The sequence below is a fragment of the Pseudomonas sp. 22515 genome (assembly GCF_052044625.1).
GTDB lineage: Bacteria > Pseudomonadota > Gammaproteobacteria > Pseudomonadales > Pseudomonadaceae > Aquipseudomonas > Aquipseudomonas alloputida.
Map to the genome: position 1 here is coordinate 84,059 of NZ_JBQENN010000017.1, position 14,412 is coordinate 98,470.

Sequence of the window (14,412 nt, forward strand, 5' to 3'; positions counted from 1 at the left end):
AGCCTTGCAGCTACACCGGCAGTGCTGTTGCCGGCATGACCTGCCGCTACACCTACACGCCATTGATCCAGATCAAGCCCTCGCGCCGGGTTCGCGCGACGATGGCTGCACGCAAGGAATGACTCAAGCACCGCCAGGCGCACAGTGCTCAAGGTTTACCGCTTGATCTCTGTGCGCGGCCTTGGCCAAGGAGCCCCACATGAACCCGATGAAACACATACTGGTTGCCACCGACCTTTCCCCACATGCCCGCAACGCCGCTGAGCGCGCGGCCTACCTGAGCGATGCGCAACAGGCCTCGCTGGACCTGCTCTACGTTGCCAACCCGGCACCCTTCGAGCGCCTCAAACAGTTGGTGACGCCTGATGACGATCTGTTGAAACGCGTACTGGATTGCGCAGGCGAGAAAACCCACGCACTGGCAGCGCTGCTGTTCCAGCGTTACGGTATCTCCGCTGGCGTGCAGGTCGCCAGCGGCTCGGTGATCACGGAGATCAACCGGGTGGTGCAGGACAAGCACAGCGACCTGCTGGTGTGTGGGGCCAGGGGCCAGAGCGTGGCGCGGCGCCTGCTGCTGGGCTCGACCGTGCAGAAATTGCTCAACCGCATGCCCTGCCCTTTGCTGGTGGTCAAGCCGGCCCCTCGTGATGCCTACCGTACCGTGCTGGTGCCAGTCGATTTTTCGTCCGTTTCACTGCGCACCCTCGAATTGGCCAAGGCCATTGCCCCGCAAGCAGAGATCATTCTGCTGCATGTGTACGAAGCCCCGTTCGAAGCCAGCGTGCGCTTCGCCCATCTCGACCACGACACCCTCACCCACTACCGCAATGTCATCCGCAAGGATGCACAAGTACAGCTCGCGGCGCTGAGTGAGGCTGCCGGCCTGGCCGATGCACGGCAGATCCTGGTGCACGGCGACCCTGGCTGGCGCATTGCCGAGCAGGAACAGGAGCTGGAGTGCGACCTGATCGTGGTCGGCAAGCAGGGGGCAAGCGCGCTGGAGGAACTGCTGGTGGGCAGCGTCACCAAGCATGTATTGAACGAATCGCAGTGTGATGTGCTGGTCTCGCCATAGCATACCGTGCCTGCCGAGCACGCTGCTAAGCGTCCTCGGCAGGCGCCGCTGTGCAAGCGTCAGCCCTGCCCTTGCACGTTCTGCGCTTGCCTGCGGTAGCTGGAAAGCGAAAAACCGGTCTGACGTTTGAAATAGCGGCACAGGTAAGACGCGTCGGCAAAATTGAGCGCATCGGCAATTTGCCCGACAGCGTGATTACTGTAGGAAAGCAGTGCCTTGATTTCCAGGGTCACCTGCCGATCGATCAAACCTTTCGGGCTGGCATTGAAATACACCTTTGTCAGTTGCGACAGATAGAACGGGGTGATGTTAAGCGCGTCGGCATAGAACTTAACCTCGCGCTGCCGGGTGCTGTGTTTGCCTACCAGCTCCCAGAATCGCCAACTCAGTGCTTCCTTGCGGCTGAACGCCCTGCCTGCTGTCGGTAACACGGGAAGCTGCTCGGCAATCTTCAGGAAAAGGTTCTGCAGCTGGTTGCGCAGCATGATGTGCTGATAAGTGGCACAGCAGCGCACAATATCGCGCATTTGCCTCAGCCACCCTTCCAGCAGCGGCCTCTCGCTTTCGGCAAGTGCACAGTGCGGATGGTCGTGCAGAAAGACGAACAATGAATTGGGCAGTGGGTAGGCGACCTCGGCAGCAAGTGCTTGTGGTATCAGGCAGAAAAACACCTTGAAGCATCGTGAGCGACATTTGAGCAAGGCTATGGTGTCTTCGGCCAGCACCAGCACATCTGCGCGCCTGACAGCATGTTCTTTGAAGTTCAGCGTGAAACGGGCAGCCCCGGACAGGCACACAAGCAGTGTCAGATAGGCATGACCGAACGACAGTGGCGCCCCCTGCCCATCGGCAAGCGTGCTTTCACCTGTCTGGATCGGATCACCAGCCGCGTAAAGTTTCGGAATGTGATGCATCGCACTCGGTACCACCGCCAGATAGAGCCAACAGCCTAACATCAAGCACCCGCGCAGTTTCGAAAAGTACCGATAATGCCAAGGTAGCGACGTTTACAGCGTGGCCAGTCGGCCATACGCTGGCCCACGGACCAGACACGAGTACAGGACATGAAATTGGAAACCGAACGTTTGCTGCTTCGCCCTTGGCTGGAGAGCGACGCTGCTGATTTGTACGAATATGCCAAGGACGAGCGCGTCGGCCCCGTTGCGGGCTGGCCTGTGCACACCAGTGTGGAGCACAGCCGCGAGGTCATTCGCGAAGTGTTCAACCACCCCGAAGTGTACGCCCTTGAGCTCAAGCAGAATCAACGTGCCGTAGGCTGTGTCGGCCTGCTGACTGGCAGTAACAGCAACCTCGAGATCAGTGAACAGGAAGGTGAAATTTCCTACTGGATCGGGGTTCCCTACTGGGGCAAAGGCCTGGTTCCGGAGGCGGTGCGGGAAGTCATGCGCCACGCCTTCGAAACCCTGAAACTGCAGGCACTGTGGTGCGGCTACTACACTGACAACAGCCAGTCACAGGCGGCCCAGGCGAAGTGTGGCTTCCGTCATCATCACACCGAAGAAAACAAGCACAACCGCTTTCTTGACGACTATCGTACTGAGCACATCAGCCGCATCACCTACCAGCAGTGGGTGGAGGGTGAGCAACAGCAAAAGTAGCCGACGGCGACGCCCGTACGGTGCGTTCGATCACTCGCTGGGTACCCCCGGTATACGACGCAGGAAAGAGAAGCTGACGCTGCAGGCTGCAAATTGCCATGGCCTGCACCGTGCGGTACCGGTAGGGCGTAGTCGCTGCCAGCGCGCGCTCCACAAGGCGTTTCATCGATTGCACTGATGATTACTATCGAGCGGCCTGCCTGTCGGCCAGGCAAGGCCGCCTCTACAATCCCCTGCAAATCCCCCCGCTCCTGCGCCTGCTACAGGCGAGATCCCTCATGGAACCTAACCCATGCCAAGCAACAGCCAGGCCCCTCGCGGCCTTCCCGAACACAGCCAACAAAGCGTGACCCAGCAATGGCTGGCAATCCTCTCGGTAGCCGTGGGTGCTTTCGCCCTGGTCACCAGTGAGTTCCTCCCGGTGGGCGTGCTGAACGATGTGGCCAGCGACCTGGGCATCAGTGCAGGCCTTGCCGGCCTGATGGTGACCCTGCCCGGCATCATGGCTGCGTTAGCCGCCCCGTTGATTTCCGTAGGCGTCGGCGCGCTGGACCGGCGCTACCTGCTGATCGGCCTGACGCTGATCATGATCATCGCCAACGCCATCGTGGCCTACGCCGGCGACTTCAACCTGCTGTTGGTCGGCCGTGTGCTACTGGGTATCAGTATCGGCGGCTTCTGGGCGACAGCCATCGCCCTCAGCGGCCGCCTGGCACCTGACGGGATGGGCGTAGCCAAAGCCAACTCCATCATCATGGCGGGCGTAACCCTGGCGACGGTAGTGGGCGTGCCTGTCGGCACCTGGCTGAGTGGCCTGATGGGCTGGCGCATGACGTTCCTGGTCACTGCACTGGTAGGCGTACCGGTGCTGCTGGCACAGGTGTTCCTGCTGCCGCGGCTGATGCCGGAAAAGGCCATTCGCATCCGCGACCTGCCGGCGTTGTTCATCAACCCGCAAGCACGGGTCGGTTTGATCGCCGTGTTGCTGATCGGCCTGGCGCACTTTGCTGCGTACACCTACGTCGCACCGTTCTTCAAACAGAATGCCGGCTTTGACGGGCCTACGATCGGTTCATTGTTGCTGCTGTATGGCGTAGCCGGCTTCATGGGTAACATCTTCGCCGGCTTTGCCGCCAACCGCAGCGTGCGGCATACCCTGATGCTGGTCGCGCTCATGATCGCAGTCAGCACCGCCCTGTTCCCGCACTTCGCCACCGGCATGACGGGTGCCGCGATGCTGATCGCACTGTGGGGCTTTGCCTTCGGTGCGTTCCCGGCCTGTGCCAATATCTGGATGTTTGTCGTGGCGCCCAAGGATGTCGAACGTGGCATGCCGCTGTTCGTGGCCCTGTTCCAGGTGATCATTGCCGTGGGCTCGTTCTTCGGCGGGCAAGTCGTGGACCATCTGGGCACTGCGGTACTGCTGAGCCTGGCCACGGCGCTGGTGGGCTGTGGCTTTGTCACCGTGCTGGTGCTGGGGCGCAACGTCAGTAACGATCTGGCGGCGCAGCCAGGCTAAGCAGCCGCCCAGGGCGGCTGCGCAAAGCTTGAGGCCGTGAAACCGAGGCGCCTGCTTCGCGGGCAAGCCCGCAGGTGCCGTACGGCCCCAGGCGCTTGCATTAGCTGCAATCGCCCCGCTCGGGCTGGCGCGGTTGCCTGGCGCACATCACCTGAACCTCGGCGCCACGGGCCCTGGCCAGCAGCTCCTCGGTGTCATCGCCACCGGGCAAGGCAAGCAACAGGTCAGGGCGGCTGTCGTTGAGCATGAACAGGTTGCGCAAGCGTTCGGCCTGCTTGCCGTGCAGTTGCCAGTTTGGCGGGTAACGCACCAGATCGGCGCCATGCTCGCGCGCCCAGCTTTCGATTTCCCCTCCAAGAAACTGGCTGCCACCGTGGATCAACACCCGGATCGGCCGCTGGCGCTGGACGTCGTCCAAGGCCTGGCGGCAGCGTCGGGTGTCGGCGTAGTTGCGTCCTGCACAAATCAGTACTCGCATGGTCTGCTCTCCTTGCATCGCTCAGAACCACTGGCCGAAACGGCGGATATAGAGGGTCTTCATGGCTTGGGCAACCACGCAGTAGCCCAGCAGGGTGGCGGCCAGCCAAGGGAAGTACTGCCACGGCAGCGGCACCAGGCCAACCATCGCGCCCACCGGGGAGAACGGGATGTAGATACCCAATGCCATGACCAGCCCCGTTGCCAATACCACCGGCAATGCAGCGGTGCTCTGGAAGAACGGTACCTTGCGAGTGCGCAGCATGTGCACGACCAGCGTCTGTGACAGCAAGCCCTCGATGAACCAGCCAGACTGGAACAGCGCCTGCATTTCGACGCTGTTGGCGGCGAACACGTACCACATCAGGGCGAACGTGGTGATGTCGAAGATCGACGACGTAGGACCTATCCACAACATGAAGCGGCCGATGTTGCGGGCATCCCATTTGCGTGGCTTGCTGAGGAACGCCTTGTCCATGCGGTCCCAGGGCAGCGACAGCTGGGAAAAGTCATACATCAGGTTCTGCAGCAACAAGTGGATCGCCAGCATGGGCAGGAACGGAATGAACGCACTGGCCACCAGGACCGAGAACACGTTGCCGAAATTGGAACTGGCAGTCATGCACAGGTACTTCATGATGTTGCCGAAGGTTTCGCGGCCTTTGAGCACGCCCTCCTCGAGCACCATCAGGCTCTTTTCCAGCAAAATGATGTCGGCCGATTCCTTGGCGATGTCGGTGCCGCTGTCCACCGAGATACCGACGTCAGCATCGCGCAGGGCGGCGGCGTCGTTGATGCCGTCGCCAAGGAAGCCCACGGTGTGACCATTGGCCTGCAGGGCCTTGAGCACCCGTGATTTCTGCAACGGGGTGAGCTTGGCGAAGACGGTGCGCTCCTCCACCTGAAGCTTCAGGGTGGTGTCGTCCATGCCCTCGATGTCCTGGCCGAGCAACGGCTGGCCTGGCGCCAGGCCCACTTCACGGCAGACCTTGGACGTGACCACCGGGTTGTCGCCGGTCAGTACCTTTACCTGCACGCCCATGTCGCGCAAGGCGGCAATGGCCGGGCCGGCCGTTTCCTTGGGCGGGTCGAGGAAGGTCAGCAAGCCCTGGATGACCAGATCGCGCTCATCTTCGGTGTGATACTGCGCCTTGCCTTCGGCCGCCGGGATCTGCCGGGTGGCAACCACCAGCACGCGGAAGCCGTCCTGGTTGAAGGCATCGACACTGGCCATCAGCTGCTGGCGGCGGCACGGATCGAGGGCAACGATCTTGTCGCCTTCCTGCACATGGGTGGCGATGGCGAGCATTTCCTCGACCGCCCCTTTGCTTACCAGCAGGTGATCGCCCAAGGCATTCCTCACCACCACTGACAGGCGGCGGCGGATGAAGTCGAACGGCAGTTCGTCGACCTTTGCGTAGGCGGAAGGCGCCTGGAACTGGCGGTCCTGGCCGGCGAAATGCAGCACGGCCTGGTCCATCAGGTTGCGGATGCCGCTTTGGTGATGGCTGTTGAGCCAGGCCAGCTCGAGGATGCGCTTGTCGGTTTGGCCGTCGAAGCGCACATGGTGCTCGAGGATGATCCGATCCTGGGTGAGCGTACCGGTCTTGTCGGTGCACAGCACATCCATGGAGCCCAGGTTCTGGATGGCGTTCAGCCGTTTGACCACCACCTTGCGCCGGGCCATGGCCACGGCGCCCTTGGCCAGGTTGGCGCTGACAATCATCGGCAGCATTTCCGGGGTCAGGCCCACTGCCACGGCAAGCGCGAAGAGGAAGGCATCACCCCAGTCACCTTTCACCACACCGTTGATCATGAACACCACCGGCACCATCACCAGCATGAAGCGGATCAGCAGGCTACTGACGCTGTTCACGCCGCGGTCAAAAGCGGTCTGGCTGCGCGAACCGGCAATGGCCTTGGCCAGCGAGCCAAAATAGGTGCGTCGGCCGGTCGCCACCACCACGGCGCGGGCGCGGCCACTGACCACATTGGTCCCCATGAAGCAGATGTTCGGCAACTCGAGCAGGTTGTCCTGATGTGCGCCATGCTCGGCGGCCGACTTCTGCGCGACATTACCCAAGGTGTCGTACTTTTCGACCGGCAACGCTTCGCCGGTGAGCACGGCCTGGCTGATAAACAGGTCGCGCGCTTCAAGCAGGCGGATATCGGCGGGAATCATGTCACCTGCAGAAAGCTGCACGATGTCGCCGGCCACCAGTTCGTCCATGGGCACTTCGCGCAGGCGCGGGGCTTGCCCGATCTGCTCGCGGCGCAACACCGTGGCAGTACTGCGCACCATTGCCTTGAGCGCGTCGGCAGCCTTGTTCGAGCGGTACTCCTGCCAGAAGCGCAGCAGGCTGCTGAGGCTGACCATGGTCATGATGATGATGACCTTGGTCAGGTCGGCGTCGTCTGCTTCGCCTGCACTGACCGGCAGCCAGTAGTCGGTGACAAAGCTGATCCCGGCCAGGGTCAGCAGAACATAGATGAACGGGTTGTTCAGGGCCTTGAGCAGCTGCACCAGGGCGTGGGGTTGCGGGTCGTGGGCAACCTGGTTGGCCCCATCGCGCGCCAGGCGCTTGGCGGCTTCGTGCTCGGTCAGGCCCTGTTCGCTGGCATCGAGGTTGGCGAGGGTGACCGCCAGGCCATTGCGCGCTTCACGGGCGGCGCGGGTGGACAGGCGGGTTTCGCGTTCGGCCTTGGCCGATGAGGTGTTACGGTGTTTGACAGTCATGTTGCTGTGCTCCTGCCGCTGCGGCGGCACGACACACAGACGTTTCACTCAGGCGGTGAACGAAGGCATGTCGGGTCGCTGAATAATGCTGGTTCTTTCCGACAGTTGTCTGTCCGCTGCCGAGAGTCGGAAGTTGTGTCGGCAGCGAACTTTCTACTCGCGCAATCCATGGTTTGATTCCTTTTCATAAACACAGGGCAATAGTTATCCCGCGAACTTTTAACGTGAAAAGTTCGAGCACAAAGATACCGTTCAATATCTTTTATTCAGTGAGAAGTGCGGGTGCTCAAGCGTGCATGAAGACGCGCCAGCACCCCGCAACTACTTGGGGGGTGCTGGTGGTGGTCAAGGTAGCCGTGCAGACGCCGCGGCCAGGCGCGGGCCTGCCGCGGCGCAAGGCACGCAGGCTGGCGATGTGAAACGAATGACGTGAGGTTCATGAGCTTGCCTCCAACCGGCCAACACCGGCGGCGGCAAGTCACGGCGGAGCATCAGGCTCTGGCGCGGCTTGCCCGACCAGGGTGTCGGGACCGGTGTTCCGGTTCAAGTGCCTGACCCGGCCATTCGGCAGAGGTCAGGCAGCGACGAGATACTGTGTCCATTGAATTCTTCAGTGAAGGGAAAAAAGGCCCCGCGCTCGGGGCGGTCGAACTTTATTCAAGCGTAGTATCGAAGTCAACCCGCAAGGGGAACTTTAAATAAGTTTAACCTTATCTTAATGTTCCACGCAGGCGCAGCGCCTCAAACCTTGAACCGCCCCACCAACGCCGTCATCTCCCCCACCAGCCCCGACAACGCCTTGCTCGCCTCGCTGGTCTGCTGCGCACCTGCCGCAGAATGGTTGGACAGTTCGCGGATGTTCAGCAAGTTGCGGTCTACTTCCCGCGCCACCTGAGCCTGCTCTTCGGCCGCACTGGCAATGACCAGATTGCGCTCGTTGATTTCGCCGATCGCACTGTAGATGCCCTCCAGCACTTGTCCCGAGGCCAGGGTCACGTCCAGTGTCGACTGGGCGCGGTTGGTGCTGGCCTGCATGGATGCTACCGCAGCTTCGGTCCCCGCCTGTACGCTGCCGATCATCTGCTCGATTTCCTGGGTCGATTGTTGCGTGCGGTAGGCCAGTGTGCGCACCTCATCCGCCACTACCGCAAAACCGCGCCCGGCCTCACCGGCACGGGCCGCCTCGATGGCAGCATTGAGCGCCAGCAGGTTGGTCTGCTCGGACACCGAGCGGATCACTTCCAGCACCTTGCCGATGTCCCGCACCTGCCCCACCAACTGCTGCAGGTGCGCACTGCTGGTCTGGATCTCGCGGGTCATGGCTTCGGTGCCGTCGATGTTTTCGCTGACTTGCCGGCGGCTTTGCGCGGCCAGCTGGTTGGATTCACTGGTGGTTTGCGAGGTGGTGATCGCGTTGCGCGCAACCTCCTCCACTGCCGTGGTCATTTCGGTCACGGCGGTGGCGGCCTGCTCCAGCTCCTGCCCCTGCTGACGCAGGTTGTTGGCGCTTTCCTCGGTGACCGCGTTCAACGCCGTGGCGGCGGCGTCCAGCTGCCGGGCACAGTCGTTGATCTGCCCAAGGGTGTCGCGCTGGCTCTGCTGCATGCGCTGGAGCTCATGGAACAGCTGGCCGATCTCGTTGTTGCCCTGCCCTTGCACCGGCACGCTCAGGTCGCCACTGGCAATGCGCTGGAAATGCCCGCCGGCTTCACGCAGGGGGTGCAACACACGCTGGGCAATGAACGCCCAGCACAGCACCGCCAGCACCACGGTCATGCCCAGCAGGCACAGGCTCAGCAATTGCGCCCGGGCCAGACGCCGGTCGGACTCGAGCATGATTTGCTGGCCACGTTCGCTCAGTGTGGTCACCAGCTGCTGGCGCAGGGTTTGCAACCGCCCCATGGCATTACCGGCATCGCTGTTGACCTTGAAATACTGCTCCAGCGAACGCTGGCGGGTCGCTTCACGCTGCCCGGCCACCGCCTTGGCGTATTCGGCAAAGGTAGCCTGCAGCTCGGTTGCCAGCACGCGAAGGGCGGGTTCACGGGCGTTTTCGACAAATTCGTCGACCAGCGCCTGGCTCTTGTTGTTCAGCTCCACCGACAGCGCCATGCGCTTGCCTGCACTCTCGTCATGGCCACCCAACTGCTCGATAAAGCCCGAAGACACGTTGGCGCTGGAGCGAATCGCCATCAGCAACGCATTGTTCAACCGGTCCGACTGGTGCGCAGTCTGATCCAGTTCAGTGATCTGCTGGTCGCTACCCACGGCAGCCCACCAGGCACTGGCCGTCGAAAACAGCAGGGTCAGGCTGAACAGCGACAACACCCAGAACATTCCGGTGCGAATTTTCAGGTTGGCAAGCATGCGGGCAGTACTCCTTGTTGGCACCACTTCTGATCGAAGATTCGAGGGTGGGTGTGCTGCTATCGGAGGTGCTGGCGCAGGCTTGAGGCGCCGAGATGCGGTTATGTGCGGTAACCGAACGGAATGCGTTGAGGCCCAGAGGCCTCGCGCCCCTTGGGGGCGTAACCCTCCTGCACAAATCCTGAGCCCACCGCGATCACTGTGGGAGCGCGCTTGCCCGCGAACACGGGCGAAGCCCGTGCCATCCCCTGTCGCGACACAAGGCCATGCCTACAGCCACCGCGCCTTGCCAATCGCTTTCGCGGCGTCTGCCAGCCGTTGGGTCGCCTGCCGAATCTCATCCGCATCCAGCGAAGCAAACCCCAGGCGCAAGGCATTCTCGGCATGGCCAAACGGTGAAAACTGTCGCCCACTGCGCACCACCAGGTCCCGTTCCAGCGCTTTGTCGACCAACTGATCCACATTGATCTCATCGGCAAACCTCACCCACAGCGCCAGGCCACCTTCTGGCGCCTGCACGCTGATCTGTTCGCCAAACGCATCGCGCAAGCCCCCCAACAAGGTTTCGCGCCGGCGCCGGTACTCGCGGTTGACGCGGCGCAAGTGCTTCTTCAGTTCGCCATCATTGATCAGGTCCGCCAACATCTGCTGCATGACTGCATCGCCCTGCCCCAGGGTCAACATCGCCCTGCGTTCCAGCACGGTTGTCACTTCCACCGGTGCCACGATATAGCTGCAACGGAACGTGCTGCCCAAAGGCTTGGACAGTGAGCCAATGTAAACCACGTGCCGCTGCTGGCGGTCGCTGGCCAACGGCAGATAAGGCCGCCCGGCAAAGTGGTATTCGTAGTCGTAATCTTCTTCGACCACGCAAAAGGCATGCTGGCGCGCCAGCTCCAGCAGCTGTTGCCTGCGCCCGGCTGGCAGGCTGACCGTGGTCGGGAACTGGTGATGGGGTGTTATGTACATCATCCGCACCTTGTGCTGCCGGCACAGGGCATCAAGCTGATCGACCCGGCACCCCTCATGGTCCAGCTCCACAGTCACCAGGCGGGCACCCAGCTGACGGAAGATCTCCCAGGCGGGGGGGTAACTCAGGCGCTCGACCAGCACAACGTCACCCGGCTTGAGCAACACACTGGCCACCAGGGACAGCGACATCTGCACCCCCTGGGTCAGGCAGATATGCTCGGCGCCAACGTTCAGGCTGCGATTGTGCCGCAGCATGTCGGCCAGGGCGCTGCGCAGATTGCGGCTGCTGCACTCGCTGCCGTGGCGCACGCTATTGCTGCTGAAGCTGCTGCGCAAGGCATCGCGGTAATAGCGGTGCAGTACAGCCTGTGGCAGCAGGCGATGGTCACAGGCGCCGTTGTCGAAGAACAAGGCCCCCGGCCGCCCTTGCTGGGCTACAGCCTGTTCGTTCGCCTTGAAGTAGGCAACGGCGGGTTCCTCTGGCAGCGCCAGGGCAAAAGGCCGCACGGCACCGCAAACGGCCGCTGTGCCAGGCGCCAGCTGCTGGCTGACAAAGGTGCCCCGGCGTTGCACGCTTTGCAGCCAGCCTTTGGTTTCGGCTTCCTCATAAGCAAGGATCACGGTCTTGCGATTGACGTTCAGCAGTTGCGCCATCTGCCGCGTGCCCGGCAACGGTGTGCCAGGGCGCAGGCGACCCTCGCTGATTGCGGCCACCAGCCCTTCGACGATCTGCCGGTACGAAGCCTGTGCCCCATCGAGTTTGAGCAGTGGCTGCCATTTACGAAGCTGGACCATATGAAATATCCAAAACTGGAGGTTCTGCTGGTCCTGGACTATAGCAACAATCGAACCTCCATTTGCCCCGAGGTGCTTATGCAAAGCCGCCACGTCATTGAATTGTCGCCCTCGGGCAAAACCTTCGAAGCCAGCCAGGAGCTGCTGCTCGACGCCATGCTCGCCAGCGGCCTGCCGGTACCCTTCTCCTGCCGCCGCGGCGCCTGCGGCTCGTGCAAGGTCAAGGTGGTGTCGGGGCAGCATCAGGACAAGCAGCGGGATGCGGACACACCGCCGCCTTCCTACCCCTTGGCCGCCGACGAGATGTTGCTGTGCCAGAGCCATGCCTGCAGCGACATGCGCCTGGAAATACCCGGCTGGTCACTGGACGCACCCGCACTGGAAACCCAGGCACAGGTGGTTGGCAAGCGCGCGCTGAGCGCAGATATCGTCGAGCTGGTGTTGCAGCCTGCTCAGCCGCTGGAGGTGCGGGCGGGCCAGTACATGCGGTTTCAGTTGGACAACGGTGACAGCCGCTGTTTCTCCATTGCCAACCTGCCTGCCCGGGAACAAGGGCAACTGGTGTTTCACATCCGCAAGGTCAGCGGCGGCCTGTTCACTGAAGGTTTGCTGCCCACCCTGCAAGCAGGTGCAACGGTAAAGCTCGAGGGCCCGCTGGGCGCCTGTACCTGGCAGCACGATGACCAACGCCCGCTGATCCTTTTCGCCACTGGCACAGGTTACGCCGGCATCAAGCCGCTGTTGCTGACGGCCTTGGCCGGCGATGCCGACGTCACGCTGTATTGGGGCGGCTCTTCGCCGGCGGATTTCTATGACCGCGAATTTCTCGACGTGTCCAGCCGTGTGCACCCGCACTTTCGCTGGCAACCGGTGCTCTCGGCCCAGGCACGTATACAGCAGGTGGCGCTCAGCCAGACGCATCGCTGGGTCGAAACCCAGGTCTATGCCTGTGGCAATGCCACGATGATCACCCAGGTCCGCGAGCAATGCCTTGCAGCAGGGGTACAGCCCCATCGCTTTGTCGCCGAGGCCTTTGTCGCCAGCGGCGCACGGACAACGCAGGCTTCATCAGCCAGCACGCTGCACCCTCAGCTGGAAAAGGTCGGCCCACGTTATTCGCTGGACGGCATGCTCGCAGCCCGCGAACAGTCGGTACGGGCCGTGGCCGCCATTGCCAGCCAACTGCAGGTCGGCATGACCACCGCCCAGGCACTGGAGATGGCCGCGCATACCCTCCAGGCGATGGGCGCCTCACACACCTGGCACCCCACCTACATCCGTTTTGGTGACGATACCGTGCGTACGCCACGGCAAGGCATTGACCTTCAACGTGTGCTACGTACCACGGACATCGTCGTGGTCGACGTTGGGCCGGTATGGGATGGCTATGAAGGTGACTATGGCGATACCTTCGTGTTTGGCCAGCACGCTTTGCACCACGCCTGCGTGAAGGCACTGCATGAAGTGTTCGACGAGACCCGTCAGGCCTGGGGCCGCGGGTTGACCGGACGTGAACTGTATGACTTCGCCGAGCGCAGTGCCCAGGCCAAAGGTTGGCAGCTGGAGCGCAACCTGGCCGGGCATCGCATCGCCGACTTCCCGCATGTGTTGTATAGCCAGGACAAGCTGGCCGAGGTGGAGATTGTCCCGAGCGAGGTGGTGTGGGTGCTGGAGATACAACTGTGCCACCCTACCGAACCTGTCGGTGCATTCTTCGAAGACATCCTGATTGGCGAACGCAAGCCGGGCGCTGCCAAGGCAGCTTGATGCCGCATCGGCCTCTGAACCCGTAACAGGTTTAAGTGGGCAACAGAAGGACACCCGACAAGGACGATTACCATGCAAGTACGCACGCTCACCCCTGACGACCTCCCCCAAGCCTGCGCCTTGTGCATGGATGCCTTCATGCAGGCTGTCGCGCCCACGCTGTCGGCGCAAGGTATCGAGACCTTTACCCAGGTGTCAGCACCCCAGGCGTTTGCCGAGCGCATGCAAGGTGACAACCTTATGCTGGCCTGTTTTGTCGAAGGCGCTATCGCGGGGCTGATCGAGCTCAAGGAAGGCCGTCACATTGCGATGCTGTTCATTGCACCAGGCCTGCAACGCCAGGGTATAGGCAAGCGCCTGATGAACGCAGCACTGGCGCATGCCAGCGCTGAGGTGGTGACGGTAAAGGCATCATTGTCCTCTGTACCCGCCTACCAACGCTACGGCTTCACCCTGGCAGGCGACGTGGGTGAGTTTGCCGGGCTGGTGTATCAGCCGATGGAAAAGCGCCTGCCGTAAGGGCAGCGTCACAGCGCAAGGCTGCTCCACAGCGGCCGCATGGCCGTCAGCCCATCTGCTGCCACAGGATCAACAGCCCGGGCACCCAGGCGGTGAAGATCGCGCACAGCAATGTCATTGCCGCCACCAGACGCTGGATCTTCCTGGCCAGCGCCAGCAACAGGAAAAAGCTGAACCACAACACCGTCCACGCCGCCCAGTTCAGCACATCCCATACCTTCAACAGCCCTTCGGCGCCAGGGATGGAACTGACTGTCACCACCAGCGCCGTCACGCTGACGAACAGGCAGAACCAGCCTAGCCCGCGCCCATCAACCTGCAGCACCTGGTTGGCAGCCACCCACAGGTAGGTAAAGGCGAACAGGAGGGTCAAGGCACCGGCCTTGATGCCTTCGGCCGAGCCCACCACGAAGATCAGGTAGACCGCCACCAACAGGCTGAGCAAACCGACAAACAGGTTGATCACCGCCACTTCGCGGTCAGTGATACGCCCCATCAGCCAGATGCTGTTGATGAACAACACCGCACCCACATACAGCAGAACCAGTCCGTACAACATGGCAAC

Annotated in this window: 11 protein-coding genes; 5 read left to right on the forward strand and 6 right to left on the reverse strand. The window is 62.0% G+C overall.

What is annotated here, in order from left to right; translation table 11 throughout:
• Window positions 1-199: 199 nt before the first annotated feature.
• Window positions 200-1,075 (forward strand): universal stress protein, encoded by an 876-nt coding sequence (locus ACTJJN_RS17110; RefSeq protein WP_012052064.1) that lies wholly within the window; start codon window positions 200-202, stop codon window positions 1,073-1,075.
• Window positions 1,076-1,134: 59 nt separating this feature from the next.
• On the opposite strand, the gene ACTJJN_RS17115 is transcribed toward ACTJJN_RS17110, so the two are convergent.
• Window positions 1,135-1,989 carry a helix-turn-helix transcriptional regulator gene (locus ACTJJN_RS17115; RefSeq protein WP_440781454.1) on the reverse strand — a complete coding sequence of 285 codons (855 nt, stop codon included), beginning with the start codon at window positions 1,987-1,989 and terminating at the stop codon, window positions 1,135-1,137.
• Between the two features lie 150 nt (window positions 1,990-2,139).
• Here ACTJJN_RS17115 and ACTJJN_RS17120 point away from each other — a divergent pair, with 150 nt between their 5' ends.
• Entirely contained in the window at window positions 2,140-2,694 is a 555-nt protein-coding gene (locus tag ACTJJN_RS17120; protein WP_324737469.1) for a GNAT family N-acetyltransferase, read from the forward strand.
• Window positions 2,695-2,986: 292 nt separating this feature from the next.
• The gene (locus ACTJJN_RS17125) at window positions 2,987-4,213 is read left to right on the forward strand and encodes an MFS transporter (RefSeq protein ID WP_012052062.1); all 1,227 of its coding nucleotides are present in this window, start codon (window positions 2,987-2,989) and stop codon (window positions 4,211-4,213) included.
• A 100-nt stretch (window positions 4,214-4,313) separates the two neighbouring features.
• On the opposite strand, the gene ACTJJN_RS17130 is transcribed toward ACTJJN_RS17125, so the two are convergent.
• The 4 genes from ACTJJN_RS17130 to pdxR all read right to left on the reverse strand — a co-directional run bounded on the left by ACTJJN_RS17130 (window position 4,314) and on the right by pdxR (window position 11,561).
• Window positions 4,314-4,691: a DUF2493 domain-containing protein gene (locus ACTJJN_RS17130; protein ID WP_003254146.1), complete on the reverse strand. Its 378-nt coding sequence runs from the start codon at window positions 4,689-4,691 to the stop codon at window positions 4,314-4,316.
• Window positions 4,692-4,712: 21 nt separating this feature from the next.
• Window positions 4,713-7,427: a magnesium-translocating P-type ATPase gene (gene mgtA, locus ACTJJN_RS17135; protein WP_440781455.1), complete on the reverse strand. Its 2,715-nt coding sequence runs from the start codon at window positions 7,425-7,427 to the stop codon at window positions 4,713-4,715.
• A 741-nt stretch (window positions 7,428-8,168) separates the two neighbouring features.
• On the reverse strand, window positions 8,169-9,794 hold the full coding sequence (locus ACTJJN_RS17140) for a methyl-accepting chemotaxis protein (RefSeq protein ID WP_392489625.1): 1,626 nt from the start codon (window positions 9,792-9,794) through the stop codon (window positions 8,169-8,171).
• A gap of 270 nt (window positions 9,795-10,064) precedes the next feature.
• Window positions 10,065-11,561, reverse strand: a complete 1,497-nt coding sequence (gene pdxR, locus ACTJJN_RS17145; protein ID WP_440781456.1) for a MocR-like pyridoxine biosynthesis transcription factor PdxR — start codon at window positions 11,559-11,561, stop codon at window positions 10,065-10,067.
• On the opposite strand from pdxR, the gene ACTJJN_RS17150 reads away from it, so the two are divergent.
• Complete coding sequence (locus ACTJJN_RS17150) at window positions 11,562-13,328, forward strand: NAD(P)H dependent flavin oxidoreductase family protein (protein WP_324737467.1); 1,767 nt, start codon at window positions 11,562-11,564, stop codon at window positions 13,326-13,328.
• Between the two features lie 72 nt (window positions 13,329-13,400).
• The gene (locus ACTJJN_RS17155) at window positions 13,401-13,847 is read left to right on the forward strand and encodes a GNAT family N-acetyltransferase (RefSeq protein WP_012052057.1); all 447 of its coding nucleotides are present in this window, start codon (window positions 13,401-13,403) and stop codon (window positions 13,845-13,847) included.
• Window positions 13,848-13,893: 46 nt separating this feature from the next.
• Here ACTJJN_RS17155 and ACTJJN_RS17160 read toward each other — a convergent pair whose 3' ends face one another.
• Complete coding sequence (locus ACTJJN_RS17160; protein WP_012052056.1) at window positions 13,894-14,406, reverse strand: AmiS/UreI family transporter; 513 nt, start codon at window positions 14,404-14,406, stop codon at window positions 13,894-13,896.
• Window positions 14,407-14,412: the final 6 nt, after the last annotated feature.